A 20,288-nucleotide genomic window follows, 5' to 3' on the forward strand; every position below is an offset into this window, starting at 1 on the left:
GTCGCCGGCGGGGGGCCGGCGAGCGGACGCGGGGGCCTCCTTCCCTGAGCGCGCGGGTGCCCGGACGTGGTTTGCTCGCTCCCGTGCTTCGCTTCTCGTCCCTCTTCGTGTTGGTCGTGACGTTGGGCCTGTCGCCTGGCGCGCGGGCGTTCTCCACCGAGGACCACGGTGCGCTGATGCGCGCCGCCATCGACCGGTCGCTCGACGCCGGCGGGCCCCGCGCGCTCGAGGTGTACCGGACGTCCGTGCTGCACGGCGCGACGGCCGAGGACCTCAACCTCCACGTGAAGTGGACGGGCTGGCACCACTACTACCGCCCGGACGGGCCGCTCCCCTCGCTGGTGCGGGAGGGCGCGGACGCCCGCGTGCGCCTGCTCTGGGAGGAGGCGCTGGAGGCGGCGCGCGAGGGGAACCTGCCGCGCGCGTGGGACCGCGTCGGGCACCTCGCCCACCACATCCAGGACGTGGGCTCGCCGCCGCACGTCGTGCCGGTGAGCCACGCCGCGTCGGACGGCTTCGAGGACTGGGGGCTGCGCTACGCGCTGTCGCGGCTCCCCCCGCGCGAGCTGGCGCCGATGTCCGGCGCGGAGGCGCAGCACGCACACGCGAGCGAGACGCTGGAGGCGGTGCGGACCCAATCCCTGACGACGGACGACGGTGTGTCGATTCCCTGGAGCGCCTTCTGGGCGGAGCCCGCCCCGGGTCATCCGGGCGCGTTCGGGGACTACGGCGCGGTGGGCAACGCCTTCGGCCGCGCGGCGGTGGACTGGCGGGGCCAGCGGCATCCCGTGTCCGGCGAGGTCTACGACGCGTTCATGGCGGACCGGGCCGCCGCGGCGGTGGCCTATACGCGCGCCTTCCTCGAGTGGGCCGCGGGGCAGTTCGAGGCGGTCGCCGCGCCCGGCTCCGTCGCGCCTCCCGCGCGGCCCTATCGTCCGGCCCCGGAGTTGTCGGTGCAGGGAATCGGCGGGCTGAGCCGGGACTCCGTGGGCAGCTCGTACATGGTGGGCGTGCGTGCGTCGATGCCCCTGCCGCACGCGCTGGGCCTGTCGCTGGACTGGATGAAGGACGCGAGCGGCGGGCTTGCTCCCCGGCCGGAGTCGTCCACGTCGCTGTCGCTGCTGTCGCCGCCGCTGTGGACCTGGCGGCCGGGGCCGAAGCTGGCCCTGGACATGCGGGCCGTCGCGGGCGTGGGGCTGTATTCGTGGAGCAGTGGCTCACGCCTGGGGGTTCCGGCGGGGCTGCGGGTCCACGCGCTGCTGAACGCGCCGCTCATCGCGAGCCTCGACGTGCGCTACCTGGGACTGAATCCACCGACGGGGCCATGGCGCCATGGGGTCGCGTGGACGCTGGGGCTCGGCATGGCGTGGGGCGACTCCTGAGCGGACGCGGTGGGCGGCTCGGGAATGGGCGGCGGTGACGCGCGTTGTGGCGCACGTCCCCCCGTGTGCACCGCAGCCCCAGAGGCCGTGTCGCCATGTCCACTTCCCGCAGGAAGTTCCTCCAGTACTTCGCCGCGGGCGCGTCGTTGCTCGCGCTGCGTCCCGTCGTCCACGCCGCGTCCGGCGGCAAGGCCGCTTCGCCTCGGAAGGGGCCGAAGAAGCGCATCCTCATCCTCGGAGGCACCGGCTTCCTGGGGCCCGCGGTGGTGGAGGCGGCGCGGGCGCGGGGCCACGTGCTGACGCTCTTCAACCGGGGGAAGACGCGCCCGGAGCTGTTCCCCGACGTGGAGAAGCTGCGAGGAGACCGGGACCCCGACAAGGACGAGGGGCTCCAGGCGCTGCGCAACCGCAAGTGGGACGCGGTGGTGGACACGTCCGGCTACTACCCGCGCCTCGTCCGCGCGTCGGCGGCGCTGCTCGCGCCGAGCGTGAAGCAGTACCTGTTCATCTCCAGCGTCTCCGCGTACGCCAGCGACAAGACGCCCCACGAGGACGAGTCCGGCCCCACGGCGACGCTGGCGGACCCGACCGTGGAGGAGATGGGCAAGGACTACGAGTTCTACGGCGGGCTCAAGCGCGCGTGCGAGGAGGCCGCGGAGGCGGCGATGCCGGGGCGCGTGGCCAACATCCGCCCGGGCTACATCGTCGGGCCGGATGACCGCTCCGACCGCTTCACCTACTGGCCGGTGCGCTTCGACCGGGGAGGGGAGATGCTCGCGCCCGGCACTCCGGAGGACCCGCTGCAGATCATCGACGTGCGGGACCTGGCCGAATGGCTGGTGCTGCTCATCGAGGGCCACGTCACCGGCGTCTTCAACGCGGTGGGGCCGGGGCCGGCGTGGACGATGGGCGCGATGCTCGACACGTGCCGGAAGGTGTCGGGCAAGGACACGAAGGTGACGTGGGTGCCCGCGGCCTTCCTCGAGAAGAATGGCGAGACGGGCGATGTGCGGCTGCCCATCTACATGCCGCCCGCCGGCGCGAGCGCGGGGACCCACCTGCGCGCCAACGCGAAGGCGGTGAAGGCGGGCCTGCGCTTCCGTCCCGTCGACGTCACCGTCCGAGACACGCTGGCGTGGTTCAAGGGCCTGCCCGAGGACCGCAGGGCCAGGCCGCGTGCGGGCCTGCCTCCGGAGCGCGAGGCGGAGCTGCTGGCGCTGTGGGCGAAGGCCCGGGAGTCGACTCCGGCCGCCGCGCCCGCCGCCGCCGGCAAGGGCGGGTAGCGCGGCCCCGGGGGCTTCTCGGAGACATGAGCCCGTGTGAGCGGTTCGTGACACGGCGACCCGGCGGACCGTGCGGGTTGCCGTGTTTCCCTGCCTCTCGTGGGAGGTCGTGCAGGCTCTGACGTGTGGGTGACTCCCACCGTGCCCCCTGTCCGTCCGGACAGCGAGCGGCCCGGCGCGAAGTCTGTCCCCGCCCGCGAGAGACACGGTGATAAGGACGCCCCGGCTGTTACCCAGGGCCACACCCCCCTATCCCATGTCCAGCATGCACATCCTGCGCGGCGCTCCCGCCCTCTCTGAGTTCCGGCTCGCCAAGCTGCTCGCCCGGTGTCGCGAGCAGGTGCCCTCCGTGTCGTCCGTCTACGCGGAGTTCGTCCACTTCCTCGACGCCTCGGCGGCCCTGTCGTCCGACGAGCAGGCGAAGCTCGACCGTCTGCTGGAGTACGGCCCGCGCGAGGTGGTGCGCGAGTGCTCCGGCAGCCTGCTGCTGGTGGTGCCCCGCGCGGGCACCATCTCCCCCTGGTCCTCGAAGGCGACGGACATCGCCCGCAACTGCGGCCTGGGCGACCAGGTGCGCCGGCTGGAGCGGGGCACCGCGTACTTCGTGGCCGGTCCCCAGGGCCGCGCGCTCACGGCGGCGGAGGCCGAGTCCCTGGCGTCCGTGCTCCACGACCGGATGACGCAGATGGTGCTCGGCCGGATGGAGGACGCCGCCGTCCTCTTCGCCGAGCACTCGCCGCGCAAGCTCACCACGGTGGACGTGCTGGGCGGAGGCCGCGCCGCGCTGGCGGCGGCCAACGGCGCGCTGGGCCTGGCGCTCGCGGACGACGAGATCGACTACCTGGTGGCCCGCTTCACCGAGCTGAAGCGCAACCCCACGGACGTCGAGTTGATGATGTTCGCGCAGGCCAACAGCGAGCACTGCCGGCACAAGATCTTCAACGCGAGCTGGACGCTGGACGGAAAGCCGCAGGAGCGCTCGCTCTTCCAGGCCATCAAGAACACCTACGCCCGCAACAAGGAGGGCGTGTTGTCCGCGTACAAGGACAACGCGGCGGTCATCGAGGGCTACGAGACGGACCGCTTCTTCCCGGACGCGGACACGGGCGAGTGGGGGACGGTGCGTGAGCCGGCCCACATCATGGTGAAGGTGGAGACGCACAACCATCCCACCGCCATCTCCCCGTATCCGGGCGCGGCCACGGGCGCGGGCGGCGAGATTCGCGACGAGGGCGCCACCGGCCGGGGCGCGAAGCCCAAGGCGGGCCTGACGGGCTTCACCGTCAGCCACCTGCGCATCCCCGGCTACGAGCGTCCGTGGGAGCAGCCCTACGGCAAGCCGGACCGCATCGTCTCCGCGCTCGACATCATGGTCGACGGCCCCCTGGGCGGCGCGGCCTTCAACAACGAGTTCGGCCGGCCCAACCTCGCCGGCTACTTCCGCAGCTACGAGGCGCAGGTGTCCACGCCGGACGGCGTGGAGGTGCGTGGCTACCACAAGCCCATCATGATCGCCGGAGGCCTGGGCAACATCCGGGCGGGCCACGTGCAAAAGGGGCGGCTGCGTCCGGGGGACAAGCTCATCGTCCTGGGCGGCCCGGCGATGCTCATCGGCCTGGGCGGCGGCGCGGCCTCCTCCATGGCGCAGGGCGCGAGCGCGGCGGACCTCGACTTCGCCTCCGTGCAGCGTGACAACGCGGAGATGGAGCGACGCTGCCAGCAGGTCATCGACCTGTGCTGCGCGCTGGGCGACCAGAACCCGCTCCGCTCCATCCACGACGTGGGCGCCGGCGGCCTGTCCAACGCGCTGCCGGAGCTGGCGCACGACAACGACCTGGGCGGCCAACTGGAGCTGCGCGCGGTCCCCAACGCCGAGCCGGGCATGTCCCCGGTGGAGATCTGGTGCAACGAGGCCCAGGAGCGCTACGTGCTGGGCGTGGCGCCCGAGGACCTCGCGCGCTTCGCCGCCTTCTGCGAGCGCGAGCGCGCGCCCTTCGCGGTGCTGGGCGAGGCCACCGAGGCGCAGGTGTTGAAGCTGTCGGACTCGCGGCTGGGCGAGGCGCCCATCGACCTGCCCATGGACGTGCTGTTCGGCAAGCCGCCGCGCATGCACCGCGACGCGAAGTCGCGTCCGCTGTCGCCCGCGCCGCTGTCGCTGCCCGCCGACGTCCCGGCGTTGGCCGAGCGCGTGCTCAGCCACCCGACGGTGGCGGACAAGTCCTTCCTCATCACCATCGGTGACCGCTCCGTGTCCGGCATGGTGGCGCGCGACCAGATGGTGGGCCCGTGGCAGGTGCCCGTCGCGGACTGCGCGGTGACGCTGTCCTCCGTGACGAGCACCACCGGCGAGGCCATGGCGATGGGCGAGCGCACGCCGCTGGCGGTGGTGGACGCGGCGGCGTCCGCGCGCATGGCGGTGGGCGAGGCGCTCACCAACATCGCGGCGGCCCGCATCGGCAAGCTGTCCGACGTGAAGCTGTCCGCCAACTGGATGGCCGCCGCGGGCAGTCCCGGCGAGGACGCCCAGCTCTACGCCGCGGTGCAGGCGGTGGGCATGGAGCTGTGCCCGGCCCTGGGGCTGACCATCCCCGTGGGCAAGGACTCCATGTCCATGCGCACCGTGTGGCAGGAGGACGGCGCCCGCAAGGCGGTGACGTCCCCGGTGTCGCTCATCATCTCCGCCTTCGCCCCCGTGCTGGACGTGCGCAAGTCGCTCACGCCCCAGTTGGTGTCGCCCGGTGACGACACGCGGCTGCTCTTCGTCGACCTGGCGCGCGGCAAGCAGCGGCTGGGCGGCTCTGTCGCGGCCCACACCCACGCGCAGGTGGGCCCGGAGGTCCCGGACGTGGAGGACCCGGCGCTGCTCGCCGGCTTCTTCTCCGCCCTCCAGACGCTCAACGCGGAGGGGAGGGTGCTGGCGTACCACGACCGCTCCGACGGCGGCCTGTGGGCCACGCTGTGCGAGATGGCCTTCGCGGGCCACTGCGGCCTGGACGTGGACGTGGCGCCCCTGGGCGGCGACGTGGTGGCCGCGCTCTTCAACGAGGAGCTGGGCGCGGTGGTGCAGGTGCGCGCCGCGGACGAGGCGCGGGTGCGCGAGGTGCTGGGGCAGCACGGCCTGGCGCCGCACTGCCACGCGCTGGGCCGGCCCACGGTCGGGCTGGACGTGCGCGTGCGCCGCGGCGCGGCGGTGGTGCTGTCCGCGGGGACGATGGCGCTGCGGCGCACCTGGTCCCGCGTCAGTCACGAAATCCAGAAGCTGCGCGACAACCCCACCTGCGCCGAGCAGGAGTACGCGGCCAAGTGCGACCCGGCCGACCCGGGCCTGTCTCCCGTGCTGACGTTCGACCCGGCCGAGGACGTGGCCGCGCCGTACGTCGCCCGAGGGGCTCGGCCGAAGGTGGTGGTGCTGCGCGAGCAGGGCGTCAACAGCCAGCAGGAGATGGCGGCGGCGTTCACCCGCGCGGGCTTCCTCGCGGTGGACGTGCACATGAGCGACATCCTCGCCGGCCGCGTGTCGCTGAAGGACTTCCAGGGCGTGCTGGCCTGCGGTGGCTTCTCCTACGGCGACGTGCTGGGCGCGGGCGGTGGTTGGGCCAAGTCCATCCTCTTCAACCCGCGCGCGCGGGACGAGTTCGCCGCCTTCTTCGCGCGGCCGGACAGCTTCGGCCTGGGCGTGTGCAACGGCTGCCAGATGATGTCCGGCCTGAAGGACATCATCCCGGGCGCCGAGCACTTCCCGCGCTTCGTGCGCAACGCCTCCGAGCAGTACGAGGCGCGCCTGGGGACGGTGGAGATTTCGAAGACGCCGTCGCTCTTCTACCGGGGCATGGAGGGTAGCCGGCTGCTCATCGCGGTAGCGCACGGCGAGGGACGCGCGGAGTTCCCGGACGCCGCCGAGGCCGCGCGCGTCGACGGGCTGGGCTTCGTCACCACGCGGTGGGTGGACAACCAGGGCCGCGTGGCGGGCACGTACCCCGCCAACCCCAACGGCTCGCCCCACGGCATCGCCGGGCTGACGACGCGGGATGGTCGCTTCACGGTGACCATGCCTCACCCGGAGCGTGTCCACCGCAACGTGCAGCACTCGTGGCGGCCCCGGGAGTGGACGGCGGACGACAGCCCGTGGATGCGGATGTTCCGCAACGCCCGCGCCTGGCTGGGCTGAGTCCTCCGGTCGTAGTTCGAGTCGAGTCCCACGGGACCGGTCATGGCGCATCATGGCGACGGCCTGGTGGTGCCGTCGCCAGTGACTCCATGAGAGGACGTGCGCCAGCGGAACGGTGGTGCGCAGGTGGAGCGCCCAGAGGAAGCCGCGTACCTCCTGGACTGAGACGTGGACAAGGGCAGTCAATGAATGCCCCGCTGGACGAGGAACGTGCTGCCTACCTCGGCAGGAGGGAAGCTGTGCTCCGGCTGCTCGAGAACGAGGGGTTCGACGTGCTCCCACGGGAGACGGGCGCCACGGCGGTGGTGTTGTGCGAGTGACGGGAGAAGATCCTGGTGTAGGGGGAGTCCTGACGCAGCTCCAGGCCTGGAAGCTGCTGCTCTCGAAACTGGCATCCTGATTACGACCAGTCTGGTGTCTCGAAAATCCGGTGCCGTACAATGACTACGCGAGCCTCATCGTCAGAGGTCCGGTGGGTCATCGGAGATGCACGAGAGCGGGGATGGAGATTGTGACTTCGTTCAACACTACGACGGGCCAGCCTCTGCGTCAGGCGCTCAGAATTCCCGGAGGGTGGATGGTTGAATTCAACGAACTCGTGCAGCTTGAGCCCGGAGGGGCTGCCAATGACGTTGGATTCTGGATTCATTTCCAAGAGGATCTTGTGTTGCTGCGGGCTCCACGACGGCAGCTACTGGTCGACGCTGGGTGGTATCCTGGAGAAGATCCAGACGGGGTATATCGTGCAGTGCTTATTCGCGGGCACGATTGGGAGAATCCGCTTCGGGATTTCAGCACCCGGAGTCTGGCTGCTCTGGTTTTGTGTATTGAAAGCTGGCTGCTTTTGCCGGCCCCATGAGGTCTTCAGTCGCGGATAGCTCGTCCCCAACAATGGGCCAGCGGCGCAGCGGCAATATGCTGGTGCTGCGGAGCGCAGGAGTACATGGAGCCTGTTTCGCGATTACCCACGTTGGCGTAGCCAGCTCAGCAGGTCGTAGGCTCGGGAGGCCGGGATGCGTGAGCGGGGAGATGCGTATTACGACCACGATGTTCGCTGGTTCCATGAACCGGCAGCGTATCGAGTCTTCGAGGGGCCGGCGTCCGTGGGAACGTCCGGATCCTGTTCTTTGGGAACGTATTCAAGAACTGCGTTGTTTCTGTAAGCCTTGGTCTATTCCGACATGCAGATGTGACCGGGGAACGGTCTGACCTCGCCCCAGTCGTCGGTGTCTCCAGCCCCGGTCCTCAGGCGCAGGGTTCAGGTCCAAGGGCATTAGCTCGCCGCGAGTGTCTCCCCGCAGATGGAGGAGGTCCGAATCAATGCGGTGATGTATCGCGTGAAGACCGGGGGCCGTGGTGGGACCTCTCGGAGCGGTTTGGCAACTGGAAGGCCGTCTACAAGCGATACCACCGTCGGGTGCGAACCCCGAGTTGCCCATCGATGCACGACGGGCCCGACGCTGGAGTCCATCGCCGGGCCCGTGGCGTTCCAGTGCCCCGGGTTCGGGGCCCGCCTCACGCCTGGACGAGCTGGATGGGTTCGCCCTCGCGGATGTGCTTCATCGCCACGGAGTTCATGCAGTAGCGCAGCCCGGTGGGCGGGGGACCGTCCGGGAAGACGTGCCCCAGGTGGCCGTCGCAGCGGGCACAGCGCACCTCGGTGCGGACCATGCCGTAGGTGCGGTCCTCGATCTCCCGCACGGAGTCCGGGCCCAGCGTCTGGGTGAACGACGGCCAGCCCGTGCCGGACTCGAACTTCGTCCCCGCCTTGAAGAGCGGGTTGTGGCAGCCGGCGCACACGTAGGTGCCCGGCTCCTTGGTGCCCAGGAAGCAGCCCGAGCCGGGGCGCTCGGTGCCGTGCCTGCGCAGGACGTCGTACTCCTCCGGCGTGAGGCGCTGGCGCCACTGCGCGTCGGTGAGGTTGAGCTTGTCGACCATGCCGTCTGGCTCCTTCTGTCCGGGCCGTACCCGGGAATCTCTCAGATGCGCATCCTGCCCGGGCGTCGCGCTCGCTGGCCAACCCGGAATGAGGCCGCCCGGCCGATAGCCTCCCCTTCCTCCAGCCCTTCCGTGGCTCCGGGCATCCCAGCCACCCCGACTCCTAGATTGCAGCCGGAGGCCCCCCATCAGCGGAGGTGTCATGCGAGTCGATGAGCTGATGACCAAGAACCTGGAGACCATCGAGGCGGACGAGACCCTGCGCGTCGCCGCCTTGCGGATGCGCACATGCAACATCGGCGCGCTGCCCGTCATGGAGGGTGGCCAACTGGTGGGAATGCTCACGGACCGGGACGTCACCGTCCGCGCCACGGCGCTGGGACAACACCCGGACCATACGCGCGTGCGCGAGTGCATGACGTTCGCGCTCATCACCTGCTCGCCGGACACGACGCTGGACGAGGCCGAGCAGTTGATGGAACAGAAGATGGTGCGTCGGCTGGTCGTGGTGGATGGCGACCGGGTGCCGCTGGGCATCCTCAGCCTGGACGACCTGGCCACCGTTCCCACCGAGGTCCTTCGCGCGGGCGCGGTGCTGGAGCACCTGGGACACGCCTAGCCCTGGCCGTGTTCCTCACGGGAGTCCGGGGTGGAGCCCGGCGGGAAGCCAGGCTCCACCCCGTCGAGTCAGCTCAGGCGTCCGCCGCCGGGCGGCACGCCGACACCAGCTCCGCGAGCGCGTCATCCCAACCCGCGTCGCGCTGGGCGCCGTCGCGCAGGCGCAGGCGGACCTGCTGGGCCTGCACCTCGCGCTCGCCCACCACCACCACGAACGGGACGGCGGCCTGGCGCGCGTCGAGCACCTTGCGCGACAGCGACTCGCCCCGCCCGTCGAACTGGACCCGGCAGCCGGCCCGCCGCAGCCGCTCGGCGAAGCGCCGCGCGGAGTCCTGGGCCACTTCTCCCACCGGCGCCACCACCACCTGCAGCGGGGCCAGCCACGCCGGTAGCGCGCCGCCGTGGTGCTCCAGCAACACGCCGATGAAGCGCTCCAGGCTCCCCAGCAGCGCGCGGTGAAGCATCACCGGACGGACTCTCGCGCCGGAGGCGTCCACGTAGCGCAGGTCGAAGCGCTCGGGCAGCACGAGGTCGAGCTGGATCGTCCCGCACTGCCACTCGCGCCCCAGCCGGTCCTTCAGCACGAACTCCAGCTTGGGCCCGTAGAAGGCGCCCTGGCCCGGCTGCATCCTGCACTCGAGGCCCGCCTGCCTCGCGGCGTCCAGGAGCCAGGCCTCGGCCTTGTCCCAGACGTCGTCGCCGCCCGCGCGCGCCGCGGGCCGCCCGGAGAAGGCGACCTGCACGTCGTCGAAGCCGAAGTCCGCGTAGAACTCGCGCAGCGAGCGGGCGAAGCCGACGACCTCGTCCACCACCTGGGGCTCGGCACAGAAGATGTGCCCGTCATCCTGCGTGAACTGGCGCAGGCGGAACAGCCCGTGCAGCGCGCCGCCGGGCTCGCTGCGGTGCACCAGCCCGAACTCGCCCAGGCGCAGGGGCAGGTCGCGGTAGCTGGGGTTCATGCGCTGCACCAGCTCGATGTGGCCGGGGCAGCTCACGGGCTTCACGGCGAGGTGCCGCGAGCCGTCCTCCACCAGGAACATGTTCTCCCGGAAGTTCTCCCAGTGGCCGCTGCGCTCCCAGAGCGGCTGCGCGTAGATTTGCGGCGTGCGGACTTCCTCGTAGCCCTCGCGCCGCATGCGCTGGCGCACGTGCTCCTCCAGCATGCGGTACAGCATCAGCCCGCGCGGGTGCCAGAACACCATGCCCGGGGCCTCCTCCTGCAGGTGGAAGAGGTCCAGGCGTTGGCCCAGCGCGCGGTGGTCGTGTTCGTCGAGCATCTCAGTGTCTCCGTGTCGTGGAATGGGTGGAACACCAGTCCGGACGGAGCACTGAGTGAGTGCACGGCTGCCCCGGCCGGAGTTGGCGGGGCAGGAAGCCGTGCGGTCGTCAGCTCACCTCGCGACGCGCACCGCTCCACACCCGCCGTAGCGAGTCGTGGTGCGGGTGGTCGTGGTGGTGAAGATGACGAGGCTCACGCGCAACAAGGTGCGCGCGAGCCCGGCGAAAGTCAAGTCGACCTCCGGGACGACGCCCGCGCTCAGGCGAGCAGGGAGGCGAGTCCAATCAGGCCGGCGATGAGGAAGAAGAGCGACTCACCGGCGATGAGGCCGCCGCCCACCAGGGACATGGTGCTCATGTCCTCGGGCAGGGCCTCGCCCTCGCCGGGGCTGCCGGCGGCCTTCGCCGCGTCACCGCGCTGGGTGAACGTGTTGAAGAGGGAGGCGATGATGCCGCCCCCGCCGAACCACAGCGCCACGGGGAAGGCGACGAAGCCGCCGAAGGAGGACGCGTACGGGCTGGCCAGCAGCAGCGAGTCCATGGTCCAGCCCAGCGCGAAGCCCGCCTTGGAGCCGCGGATGTAGCGCTGGTAGCCCTGGTGGCGCTGGAGCAGCTTGCGCAGCACCTGGACGACGAAGCCGATCGCCAGGCCGAACAGCAGCGCCTGCACCTTGGCGTCGGAGAGCGAGCCCAGGTCGCGGATGGCGCCCACCAGCTTGTACGTCATGGCCGAGCCCCACTGGCCGACCTCGGCCTTGGGGTTGTCGAGCTGGTTGATGGTCAGCGCGGGGTAGGCCGTCATGAACACCTTGGCGAGCCCCACGCACAGCAGCGCGCCCATGGTGACGCCCATGACCTGGTAGCGGAACTGGATGTTGCGGTTGGTGCCCAGGCGCCAGCCGGTGGAGCGGTCCTGCTGCATGTCGCAGCCCACGGAGGTGGAGATGAGCAGGATGGTGGCCGCCATCAGCGCGACGAGCGGGTTCTTCAGCCCCATCAGCGACATCAACATGATGGAGCTGACGAAGGCGCTCGAGATGGGGTTCTGGTCGGTGATGCCGTAGGAGATGCCGTTGATGAGCACGAACAGCAGGGCGAGGGCCATGCCGAACAGGAGCCAGCCGGCGGGCTGACCCAGCACCGTGGTGCCCACCACCAGCGTGGCCGCGCCCCACAGGAGGATCCACGCGATGAGCCGCGGCATGTTGACCTTCTTCCACGCCGGCTCCTCGCCCGTGCTCGCCTCCGAGGCGCGGGCGCGCACGCGGGCCGTGTACTGCACCGCGAGCACCGACAGGTCCACCACGGCCGCGCCGCAGATCATCGCCAGGCCGATGAGGAAGCCCACCTTGCGGAAGGGGTCCTCCGCGCCCAGCCAGCCCATCTGTCGCAGCGTGGGCAGCGACAGCGCGCCGGCCACGGCCATGAGGATGGCGGGCACGGTGATGCGGCTGCCGACGATCATGCCCGCGCCCACCGTGGCCGCGCTGGTGCCGAGCGAGGCGACCACCGCGACCTTCTCCGTCGCCCAGGCCGCCAGCGCGCCCAGCGCGGTGCCGCCGCCCAGCTTGGAGATGGAGATCTTGAGCAGGCGCTTGTCCGTCAGCGCGCGCAGGATGTTGGCCACCGCGTAGCCGGACGGGTAGTCGAGCTGGAGGCGGTCCACGAGCAGCGGCGTGTAGAGCATGCCCACGCCCACGGCGAACATGCCCACGCAGCCCACGAACAGCATCAGGTGCCAGGCGGGCGGCAGCTGCATGCCCATCCACACCATGGCCTGGATGAGCACCGACATGGCGCACAGCGAGGCCACCGACGCGGCCATCGTCTGCATGTAGTTGGCGCCGTGCTTGCCTTCCGTGCCGTAGCCGTACGTCACCGCGCTGCCCAGGATGCCCGCCAGCACCTGCCCGCCGACGAAGAAGCCCACGCTGAAGTTCATGTACGAGGCGGCGATGCCGCCCAGCGGGCCGAGGATGAGCAGCGCCACCGCGGACAGCAGCAGGTGGTACTTCCAGGTGCCCACCTCGGGCAGCCACGCGAAGCGCGTCTGCACGGCGTTGGACTCGGAAGCGGAGGACGAGGGGGCAGGCTCCCGGGGGAGCTGTGGAGCGGACTGAGCCATGGACCCGGCAGGGTAGCGGTGTTCCCGGGCCGTGTCACAACCCGGGACGTCGTCGCGACCCTAGCGGCGGGCCGTGAGCCAGGGCCGCGCGCGGGCGACCTGGATTCCATAGAGCAGGAGGAGGACCCCCAGGCACAGCCCGCCCACGACGAGGTAGCGCCGGATGAGGTCCGCCTCCGCCCAGCCGTGGTCCTCCACCAGCTTGCTCGGGTCGCTCAGCCCCACGCCCTCCATCTCCCCGAACGGAATCTCCGAAGGGTCCGTGCGGGCCGACCACCAGGTGTGGAACCCGTCCCAGAACGCGAGGGCGCCCAGCGGCAGGAAGCCCCAGCGCAGCCCCTGGCGGCGCACGTAGCCGTCCTCCCGGACGTAGAAGCTGGCCATCAGCACCGTGCCCAGCACCATCATCCCCGCGTCCCCACCGAAGATGACGAGCTGCTCGGCGCGCCACAGCGGCATGAGCGTGCACCCCAACTGGAGGCCGAGGAGGCTGGCGCCCCAGGCCAGCCACGCGTGGCGGCGCAGCTTCCAGCCCCACCACGCGAGGGCCCCGAGCGCGCCGGCCAGCACCGCGGCGAACACGTAGGAGCGCGACTCCGCGGTGTACGTGACCCACAGCGTGGGCATGGAGGGCAGGCCGCACAGCCAACCGGAGACCGCGTGCCCCAGCTCGTGCAGCGGCATGGTGAACAGCCGGGCGACGAAGCGCGCCGAGCCCGTCGCGAGCACGTGGCCGACGAGCAGCGCCACCGGGAGCGCCGCCAGCCGCAGCTTCAGCTCGAGCGTCGCGTCGTCGGCGGCCACGTCCCAGTCGGCCGTCCGCGCGGGCAGCACGTCCGGCCGCAGGTCCGGCGGGGGCGCCAGCCAGGCCGGGTCGATGGCGGGAGGCGGCTCGGGGGCGGGCGTCGGACGGGCGCGCGCCTGCTCGGCGAGCCGCGCGGCCCGGGCCTCGGCGCGCGCGTAGATGACGCCGCAGCGGGGGCACTCCGGCCCCGAGACACGGGGCGCCTGGCAGCCAGGGCAGGTGGGGACGGCGGTGCTCACGGTGTCCCGCAGCCTAGCGGGGGCCGCGCACCGGTTGGAATACGGGGTGGGGGTGCTTGACGGGGAGGGTGGGGCTCGTCGAAGAGCGGGGCATGTCCACGTTGGATGCCAGGACGCGGGGGCGCACCGCGCCCGGTCGCCTGAGGGCGCTCGACGCCTACCTGTGCCGCTTCGAGCGCGAGCTCGTGTCGCGCGTCGACGGGCCGTGGGCGCGCGCCGCCTTCGTGGACGTGGGCTTCGGCGAACATCCGTGGACGACGCTGGAGAGCGCCGCGGCGTTCCGCGCGCTGCACCCGACGCTGGCCGTCGTCGGCGTGGAGCTGGACCCGGCGCGCGCCCGGGCGGCCCAGGTCCACGCGGACGCGCGCACGCACTTCCGCGAGGGAGGCTTCACGCTGCCGCTCTCCGACGAGGAGCCCGCCCGGCTCGTGCGCGCCATGAACCTGCTGCGCCAGGGGCCTCCCGAGCGCGTGCCCCAGGCGCACCAGTCGCTGGCCCGGCCCGTGTTGCCCTCGGGCCTCGTCGTGGAGGGCAGCTGCGACCCCACGGGTTCGGTGCTCACCGCGCACCTGCTGCGTCGCGGTGAGGATGCCGGCGCGCCTCCGGCGCGGGAGGCGCTGCTGTTCCAGACGGACTTCGCGCAGGGCTTCGCGCCCGTGCTCTTCCGGGACTGGCTGCCGAGGGACCTGCGCCGCCGGGTGAGGCCCGGCGAGCCCATCCACGTCTTCTTCGAGGAATGGACCGAGGCGTGGCGACAGGCGCGCGCGGCGGGGCACACCGCGCCGGCGGAGGCGTTCGGTGAGTCCGTCGCGAGGCTCGGGGCGCGCATGGGGGGCGTGGTCGTGGACCGGTGGCTGCTCGAGGCGGGCTACCTCGTGTGGCGTCCCGAGGGGGGTGTCCCCCCCTGACGCGCGCGGCTGGCCCGTCGCGCCACGGTGGCGCGAAGGCCCGTGTGGGTTCCAACGAGGACGCGTCCGTGGGCGCGCGCCGCGGGGGGTCGTCGCGGCGGACCCCACCCGGGTGGGCGCGCCCCCAGCGGGGCGGGAATTCGTGCCCCGGGCGACTTCCAGGACAAGTGGGGAGGGGCAAATGGCGGGGTGGGCGGGTATTCTGCCGGCGGTCCTTTCTCCGGGAGCACGCGGTGGCTTCCGCGCCAACGCGCGCGACGCACCCCTTGAACGTATGAAACGGCACATCCTCTCCCTCCTCACCGCCGGGCTCGCCGCGAGCTCCGCGATGTCGGCGCCGAACCCGGGAACGGGCGCCGCTACGAATGCCGCGGCCTCGGTTCGCAGGACGCCCCCGCGTCCCCGTCGGCTCGAGGAGGCCGAGGAACTGGAGACACATCAGGTGGAGTCAGAAGACGTCATGGTGGAGGCGGCGGCCCGGGCCCGCGTGGAGGGTCGTCCGTCCGCGCTGCTGTTCTCCGCGAGCTTCTACGGGACCCTCGCCGCGGCGCGGTGCTTCGGGCGCAACGGCATCGCCGTGACGGTGGCGGACCCGGGCCGGTTGGGGCCCGCGAGCTGGTCTCGCTTCGTGGGTCGGCGCGTGCAGTGTCCGCCGGAGTCCCAGCCCGAGGCCTTCATGGACTGGCTGCTGGACTTCGGCCGGCAGGAGCCGTTCCAGCACGTGCTGTACCCGACGAGCGACGAGCTGGCGTGGCTGGTGTCCGTGCACGCCGCGGAGCTCAAGCGCTACTTCCACCTCTACGACCCGGGCGTGGCGGCCGTCTACGGGCTGCTCAACAAGCGCAAGCTCTTCGAGGCGGGCCAGGAGGTGGGGCTGAAGCTGCCGCGCACCTGGTTCCCGGAGTCGGAGGAGGACCTGGAGGCCATCTCCCGCGAGGCGCGCTTCCCGGTGCTCATCAAGCCGACGACGCAGATCCTCTACTCCACGCACCGCAAGGGCCTGCCGGTGGCGGAGCCGTCGCAACTGGTCGAGGAGTACCGGGCCTTCGCGCGCGACGGGTACGCGCCCATGCTGGTGAAGTTCGACCCGGCGGTGGCGCGGCCCATGGTGCAGGAGTTCCACCCGGAGGCGGCGCAGGGCATCTACAGCCTGTCGGGCTTCGTGGACGAGACGGGCGAGCTGTTCGAGGTGCGCGGCGCCATGAAGGTGCTGCAGCGGCCCCGGCGGTTGGGCGTGGGGGTGTGCTTCGAGTCCGCGCCGGTGCGCGACGACCTGGCGGAGGGGCTCCAGCGGCTGTGCAAGCGCCTGGGCTACCACGGCGTCTTCGAGGTGGAGTTCATCCAGACGAAGGACGACTTCCTGCTCATCGACTTCAACCCGCGCTACTACGGACAGATGGGCTTCGACATCGCCCGGGGGCTGCCGCTGCCGCTGCTCGCCTACCACGCGGCGGTCGGCGACCAGTTGTCGCTCCAGCGCGAGGTCGAGCACGCGCGGGCGTGGAAGGGCCGGGGCGAGGTGTTCTGCAACCGCATCGCGCTGGAGATGCTGCTCAACCTCCAGCGGCTGTCGGGCGCGCTCCCGGTGGAGGAGGCCCGGCAGTGGCGGCGGTGGCTGGGGCAGAACAGGGAGGTCGCGGTGGATCCGCTCATCGACGCGGACGACCTGATGCCCACCGCGGTGGAGCTGGCGCAGATCCTCTACGGCTCCGCGCGCCACCCGCGCGCCTTCGTGCGGATGATGGTGCTCAACCGGTAGCGGGCGCCGCTCGCGCTGGCCGCGTGGTGTCGCGCGGCCAGCGGGCGGGGGAGGCCGCTCACGCCGCGGCCGGCTTCTCCGAGGCGGGCGCCTCTCCCGTGGGGACGTCGAGGGCCACCTGGTCCTCGAACGTCTCCGCCCGGCGCAGCAGCCGCTCGTGTCCGTCCTCCAGCGCGATGATGGCCGGCTGGGGATAGGAGAAGGAGTTGGCGAAGGGCACGAAGTACGCGCCCGCGTCCATGATGGCCAGCGTGTCGCCGACCTCCAGGTCCGGCAGGCGCTTGGCGTGGTAGAGCGTGTCGCCCGGCGTGCAGATGGGGCCCACCACCGTGTACACGCGCGAGGCCGGCGCGTCCGGCCGGTCGACGTGGAAGAGCTGGTGGTACTCGTTGCGCACGCACTCGGCATGGTTCACGCCCATGTCGAGCACCGCCCACGTGCGGTCCTCGCCCTCCTTGAGGGTGTGCACCCGGCCCAGCAGGAGCTGCGTGTCGCCCGTCATGGCGCGGCCCGGCTCCAGGAAGATGCGCGGGCGCTGGCGGCCCCGGCGCGCGTAGTGCGCCTCCACCAGCTCCACGGCGAGCGCGACGTAGCGGGAGATGCCCAGCGCGGCGTGCGGGTCCGGCGCGGGCAGGTCGCGGAAGAAGGTGAGGTTGAGGCGCCAGTCGCGCTCGTCGATGTGCTCCGCCGACGGCGTGCACAGGCTGCCGCCCAGGTCCAGCACCTCCAGGTCCAGCCCCAGCTCCTGGTAGAGCGTGTCCGTGAAGGCGAGCACCGCCTCCACGAAGCCGGTCAGCTCGCCCTCGGTGCGGATGAGGGCGCCCCGGTGCGCGTGCAGGCCCACGACGTCCAGGTGCGAGGAGGCCCGCGCCTGCGCGTACGCCCGCAGCGCCGCGCCCCCGGTGATGGGCGTGCCGAACTGCGCGGACCAGCCGCTGTCGGTGCTCACGCGCAGGGCCACGCGGGGCTTGCGCCCCACCTCCGCGGCGATGCGCGCGAAGGTGCCCAGCTCCTCCGCGTGGTTGGCGGCGAGGAGCTGGATGCCCCGGCTGATGGCCTCGCGCACGGAGGCCTCCGACTTCACCGGGCCGTTGTAGACGATGCGCTCCGGGGCCACGCCCAGCTTCAGCGCGAGCCACAGCTCGTAGGCGGAGATGATTTCGGCGCCCACGCCCAGGCCGTGCAACGCGCCCAGGACCCCCGGGATGGGGTTCGTCTTGTACGAGTAGAAGACCTCGCAGCCCGCGGTGCGTCCGGCGGGCACCGCCGTGAAGCGCTCCACGTTGCGCTTGAGCGCGGCCATGTGCACCACGTGCAGCGGGGAGCCCCAGCGGCGCGTCAGCTCCTTGAGCGGCACGCCCTCCAGGCACAGGCCCTGGCCGTGGCGGCTCTCCAGGCCCCAGTAGGCCGCGGGAATCTGCGTGCGCGCGGGCGCCATGGCCCGCTGGAGCACCGGCCGCAGCGTCTGCTTCACCTGGCGCTTGGCCGTCCCGACCAGCCGGCTCTTGAGGCTCATGAGACGCGGCCCTGCTTCGGCAGCCGCAGCGGCAGCCGCTTCGCGAGGTCGAACGGGAGCGTGCGCATCATCAACTGGATCATGCGGTACTCCAGCTCCCCGTTCGTCTGGCGGTACTTGCCGTGGATGATTTCGTTGGACTGCATCACCAGCGTGCCGTCCTTGCCCAGGTTGTGCATCAACGACGGGCGGCCGGTGCGGTAGTGCAGGATGGGGCGGTCGACGTAGACGTGGCCGTACGCGCGGATGCCCCGGAGGTAGAAGTCCACGTCCTCGTAGACGGGGATGGTGGCGTCGAAGCCGCCCAGCGGGGCGAAGTGCTCGCGGCGGATCATGCACGCCGAGTTCACGTAGAGCGTGCCGCGGAAGAGGATGTGCGCCACCGTCCACGCGCTGTTCGGCGTGCTGGCGCCCACCTTGGCCGCCCACTGGAAGTACTCGCTCTTGTCCTTGAGCCAGTCCGCGTCGTCTCCGAAGGGCACCACCCAGCCCACCGCGACGCCCGCGTCCGGACGCGCGTCCAGCGCGCTCACCATGGCGTGCAGCGCGCCCTCCGCGAGCATGTCGTCGTCGTCGAGGAAATGGAGGTAGCGGCCCAGGGCCAGCGTCACGCCGTGGTTGCGCACCAGCGCGGGGCGGCCCTTGGACGGAGGATCGTTGATGACGTAGCGCACGCGGGAATCGTTGAGTCCCTCGACGGCGGCGCGCGCGGTGCCCTCGGGGGTGTCGTCGAGGACGATGACCTCGACGTGGACCCCCTCCTGGCGGAGCACCGAGCGGATGGCCTCCACCACTTCCTTCTCTCGTCGGTGGGTGGGCATCACCACCGAAACGTCGATTGCGGACATGTCTGACTTATACGCGCTGGCGACGGGGCCTGAGAAGCCACCACTCGGTCGCCAATCGTGCGTGCCCGCCTGCTCGGAGGCGCAGGAAGTGCGGCGCGCGCATTCTCGGACTCGATGAGGTTGAGAAGGCGCGTCCGCTCGGGACGCCGCGTCGTCGCGCGCGACGCGGGGTTCGGCTCAGAAGCTGGCGACGGCGAACTCGAAGTCGTCGGCGTCCCACCCGGTGTCGCCCTCGACCTCCGTGAAGCGCGACGGCGGTACGACATGGATGTCCGGAGTCAGCGGCTTCTCGGAGATGGGCGCGCGCGCGGTGACATCCTGGCCATCCCACTCGCTCCAACCGAACGCGAACCGGGGGGAGGCCGCTGTCGCCTCCAGTTCCACATGTGCGAACCGGTCGGTCCAGGGTTGCAGGCTGTCACGGGCCATCTGCTACCGCCTTCTCATAGGGGTCGTGCAGGATTGTTTGCAGTCGCCATGCCATGCGGCTTTCAGAGGGAGTGGACCCAGGTAGCCCTGGGTCCTCGGGGCACCTCCCCGGAGGGCAGGCTTGAACCGGGGCGGTGCGCCCCGCCGGTGGCCCTCCATGCGGGCTGTGAGTCCGACTTGACGCGGGCCCTCTCGCCGGACAGGAACGGAGGAGTCCATGGCCATCCTGCTGGCACACGAAGTCGAGGAGCCCCGTCCGTGCAACTACCTGCCGGAGCGGCAGGCGTCGTTGGAGAACCTGGTGCTGCGGGACGTGAGCCCGGAGGAGTACGAGCAGCTGCTCGTGCGGGGCTGGCGGCGGTTCGGCCCCGTCTACTTCCGGCCCGCCTGCGCCACGTGTCGGGAATGCGTGTCCGTGCGCGTGCCGGTGGCGGACTTCCGGCCCAATCGCAGCCAGCGGCGCGCGCGGGCGGCGTGTGCCTCCTTGCGGGTGGAGGTGGGGACGCCGCGCGTGGACGACGAGCGGATGGCGCTGTACCGGGCGTGGCACGCGGAGCGCGAGACGTCCCGCGAGTGGGGGCCCTCGCCGTTGACGGTGCGGGACTACTCGCTCCAGTTCTCGTTCCCGCACCCGTCCGCGCGGGAGGTGGCCTGGTACGACGACGACGCGGAGGACGGGCCGCGGCTGGTGGCGCTGGGCCTGTGCGACGAGACGCCGCGGGCGTGGAGCGCGGTGTACTTCTTCTACGACCCGGCCTACGCGCACCGCTCGCTGGGGACGGCGAGCGTGGTGTTCCAGGTGGAGCTGGCCCGCGAGCGCGGCATCCCCCACGTGTACCTGGGCTACCGCGTCGAGGGCTGCGCGTCGCTGCGCTACAAGGGCAACTTCCGGCCACACGAGGTGCTGGAGCAGCGCCCGGCGCTCGACGCGGCGCCGCAGTGGGGCCCCGCCCCCGAGCGCCCCGAACCGGAGGCGTGAGCCCTGCCTGACG

15 protein-coding genes are annotated in these 20,288 nt (G+C 71.6%); 8 read left to right on the forward strand and 7 right to left on the reverse strand.

All coding sequences use genetic code 11. From position 1 onward, the window contains the following. The first annotated feature begins 83 nt into the window (after window positions 1–83). The 4 genes from LZ198_RS01330 (at window position 84) to LZ198_RS42815 (ending at window position 7,153) form a co-directional block, all read left to right on the forward strand. Entirely contained in the window at window positions 84–1,382 is a 1,299-nt protein-coding gene (locus LZ198_RS01330) for a phospholipase C/P1 nuclease family protein (protein WP_253969996.1), read from the forward strand. Between the two features lie 95 nt (window positions 1,383–1,477). Next, window positions 1,478–2,665, forward strand: a complete 1,188-nt coding sequence (locus LZ198_RS01335; protein ID WP_253969997.1) for a Rossmann-fold NAD(P)-binding domain-containing protein — start codon at window positions 1,478–1,480, stop codon at window positions 2,663–2,665. A gap of 256 nt (window positions 2,666–2,921) precedes the next feature. Beyond that, window positions 2,922–6,833, forward strand: coding sequence for a phosphoribosylformylglycinamidine synthase (purL, locus tag LZ198_RS01340; RefSeq protein ID WP_253969998.1), 3,912 nt, complete (start codon window positions 2,922–2,924; stop codon window positions 6,831–6,833). 185 nt (window positions 6,834–7,018) lie between these two features. Next, entirely contained in the window at window positions 7,019–7,153 is a 135-nt protein-coding gene (locus LZ198_RS42815) for a hypothetical protein (RefSeq protein ID WP_256559170.1), read from the forward strand. A gap of 1,195 nt (window positions 7,154–8,348) precedes the next feature. Here LZ198_RS42815 and msrB read toward each other — a convergent pair. Beyond that, window positions 8,349–8,771: a peptide-methionine (R)-S-oxide reductase MsrB gene (gene msrB / locus LZ198_RS01345; protein WP_253969999.1), complete on the reverse strand. Its 423-nt coding sequence runs from the start codon at window positions 8,769–8,771 to the stop codon at window positions 8,349–8,351. Between the two features lie 202 nt (window positions 8,772–8,973). On the opposite strand from msrB, the gene LZ198_RS01350 reads away from it, so the two are divergent. Next, a complete protein-coding gene (locus LZ198_RS01350) occupies window positions 8,974–9,390 on the forward strand; it encodes a CBS domain-containing protein (RefSeq protein WP_253970000.1) in 417 nt (138 codons plus the stop codon). A gap of 73 nt (window positions 9,391–9,463) precedes the next feature. On the opposite strand, the gene thrS is transcribed toward LZ198_RS01350, so the two are convergent. The 3 genes from thrS to LZ198_RS01365 all read right to left on the reverse strand — a co-directional run bounded on the left by thrS (window position 9,464) and on the right by LZ198_RS01365 (window position 13,836). Next, entirely contained in the window at window positions 9,464–10,666 is a 1,203-nt protein-coding gene (gene thrS, locus LZ198_RS01355) for a threonine--tRNA ligase (RefSeq protein ID WP_253970001.1), read from the reverse strand. A 260-nt stretch (window positions 10,667–10,926) separates the two neighbouring features. Next, entirely contained in the window at window positions 10,927–12,792 is a 1,866-nt protein-coding gene (locus LZ198_RS01360) for an OPT/YSL family transporter (RefSeq protein ID WP_253970002.1), read from the reverse strand. 60 nt (window positions 12,793–12,852) lie between these two features. Continuing rightward, a complete protein-coding gene (locus LZ198_RS01365; RefSeq protein ID WP_253970003.1) occupies window positions 12,853–13,836 on the reverse strand; it encodes a hypothetical protein in 984 nt (327 codons plus the stop codon). A gap of 92 nt (window positions 13,837–13,928) precedes the next feature. Here LZ198_RS01365 and LZ198_RS01370 point away from each other — a divergent pair, with 92 nt between their 5' ends. Both LZ198_RS01370 and LZ198_RS01375 read left to right on the forward strand, forming a co-directional pair. Next, window positions 13,929–14,744, forward strand: a complete 816-nt coding sequence (locus LZ198_RS01370) for a methylase (RefSeq protein WP_253970004.1) — start codon at window positions 13,929–13,931, stop codon at window positions 14,742–14,744. Between the two features lie 460 nt (window positions 14,745–15,204). After that, entirely contained in the window at window positions 15,205–16,503 is a 1,299-nt protein-coding gene (locus LZ198_RS01375; protein WP_253970250.1) for a carboxylate--amine ligase, read from the forward strand. 58 nt (window positions 16,504–16,561) lie between these two features. Here the strand turns inward: LZ198_RS01375 and LZ198_RS01380 are convergent, their stop codons facing one another. From LZ198_RS01380 to LZ198_RS01390, 3 genes are all read right to left on the reverse strand, one after another. Then, entirely contained in the window at window positions 16,562–18,019 is a 1,458-nt protein-coding gene (locus LZ198_RS01380) for a type III PLP-dependent enzyme domain-containing protein (protein WP_253970005.1), read from the reverse strand. Beyond that, window positions 18,016–18,867, reverse strand: a complete 852-nt coding sequence (locus LZ198_RS01385) for a glycosyltransferase family 2 protein (protein WP_253970006.1) — start codon at window positions 18,865–18,867, stop codon at window positions 18,016–18,018. The genes LZ198_RS01380 and LZ198_RS01385 overlap by 4 nt, the downstream gene beginning before the upstream one ends. 177 nt (window positions 18,868–19,044) lie before the next feature. Next, on the reverse strand, window positions 19,045–19,296 hold the full coding sequence (locus tag LZ198_RS01390; RefSeq protein ID WP_253970007.1) for a hypothetical protein: 252 nt from the start codon (window positions 19,294–19,296) through the stop codon (window positions 19,045–19,047). 217 nt (window positions 19,297–19,513) lie between these two features. On the opposite strand from LZ198_RS01390, the gene LZ198_RS01395 reads away from it, so the two are divergent. After that, entirely contained in the window at window positions 19,514–20,275 is a 762-nt protein-coding gene (locus tag LZ198_RS01395) for an arginyltransferase (protein WP_253970008.1), read from the forward strand. Window positions 20,276–20,288 lie beyond the last annotated feature (13 nt).

Source organism: Myxococcus dinghuensis, assembly GCF_024198235.1.
In the GTDB taxonomy this organism is placed as follows: domain Bacteria; phylum Myxococcota; class Myxococcia; order Myxococcales; family Myxococcaceae; genus Myxococcus; species Myxococcus dinghuensis.

Coding starts and splice junctions, on each gene's coding strand:
- LZ198_RS01335 (WP_253969997.1), top strand. CDS start 1,478: ATGTCCACTTCCCGCAGGAAGTTCCTCCAGTACTTCGCCGCGGGCGCG.
- purL (WP_253969998.1), top strand. CDS start 2,922: ATGTCCAGCATGCACATCCTGCGCGGCGCTCCCGCCCTCTCTGAGTTC.
- LZ198_RS42815 (WP_256559170.1), top strand. CDS start 7,019: ATGAATGCCCCGCTGGACGAGGAACGTGCTGCCTACCTCGGCAGGAGG.
- msrB (WP_253969999.1), bottom strand. CDS start 8,771: ATGGTCGACAAGCTCAACCTCACCGACGCGCAGTGGCGCCAGCGCCTC.
- LZ198_RS01350 (WP_253970000.1), top strand. CDS start 8,974: ATGCGAGTCGATGAGCTGATGACCAAGAACCTGGAGACCATCGAGGCG.
- thrS (WP_253970001.1), bottom strand. CDS start 10,666: ATGCTCGACGAACACGACCACCGCGCGCTGGGCCAACGCCTGGACCTC.
- LZ198_RS01360 (WP_253970002.1), bottom strand. CDS start 12,792: ATGGCTCAGTCCGCTCCACAGCTCCCCCGGGAGCCTGCCCCCTCGTCC.
- LZ198_RS01370 (WP_253970004.1), top strand. CDS start 13,929: ATGTCCACGTTGGATGCCAGGACGCGGGGGCGCACCGCGCCCGGTCGC.
- LZ198_RS01375 (WP_253970250.1), top strand. CDS start 15,205: ATGGTGGAGGCGGCGGCCCGGGCCCGCGTGGAGGGTCGTCCGTCCGCG.
- LZ198_RS01380 (WP_253970005.1), bottom strand. CDS start 18,019: ATGAGCCTCAAGAGCCGGCTGGTCGGGACGGCCAAGCGCCAGGTGAAG.
- LZ198_RS01385 (WP_253970006.1), bottom strand. CDS start 18,867: ATGTCCGCAATCGACGTTTCGGTGGTGATGCCCACCCACCGACGAGAG.
- LZ198_RS01390 (WP_253970007.1), bottom strand. CDS start 19,296: ATGGCCCGTGACAGCCTGCAACCCTGGACCGACCGGTTCGCACATGTG.
- LZ198_RS01395 (WP_253970008.1), top strand. CDS start 19,514: ATGGCCATCCTGCTGGCACACGAAGTCGAGGAGCCCCGTCCGTGCAAC.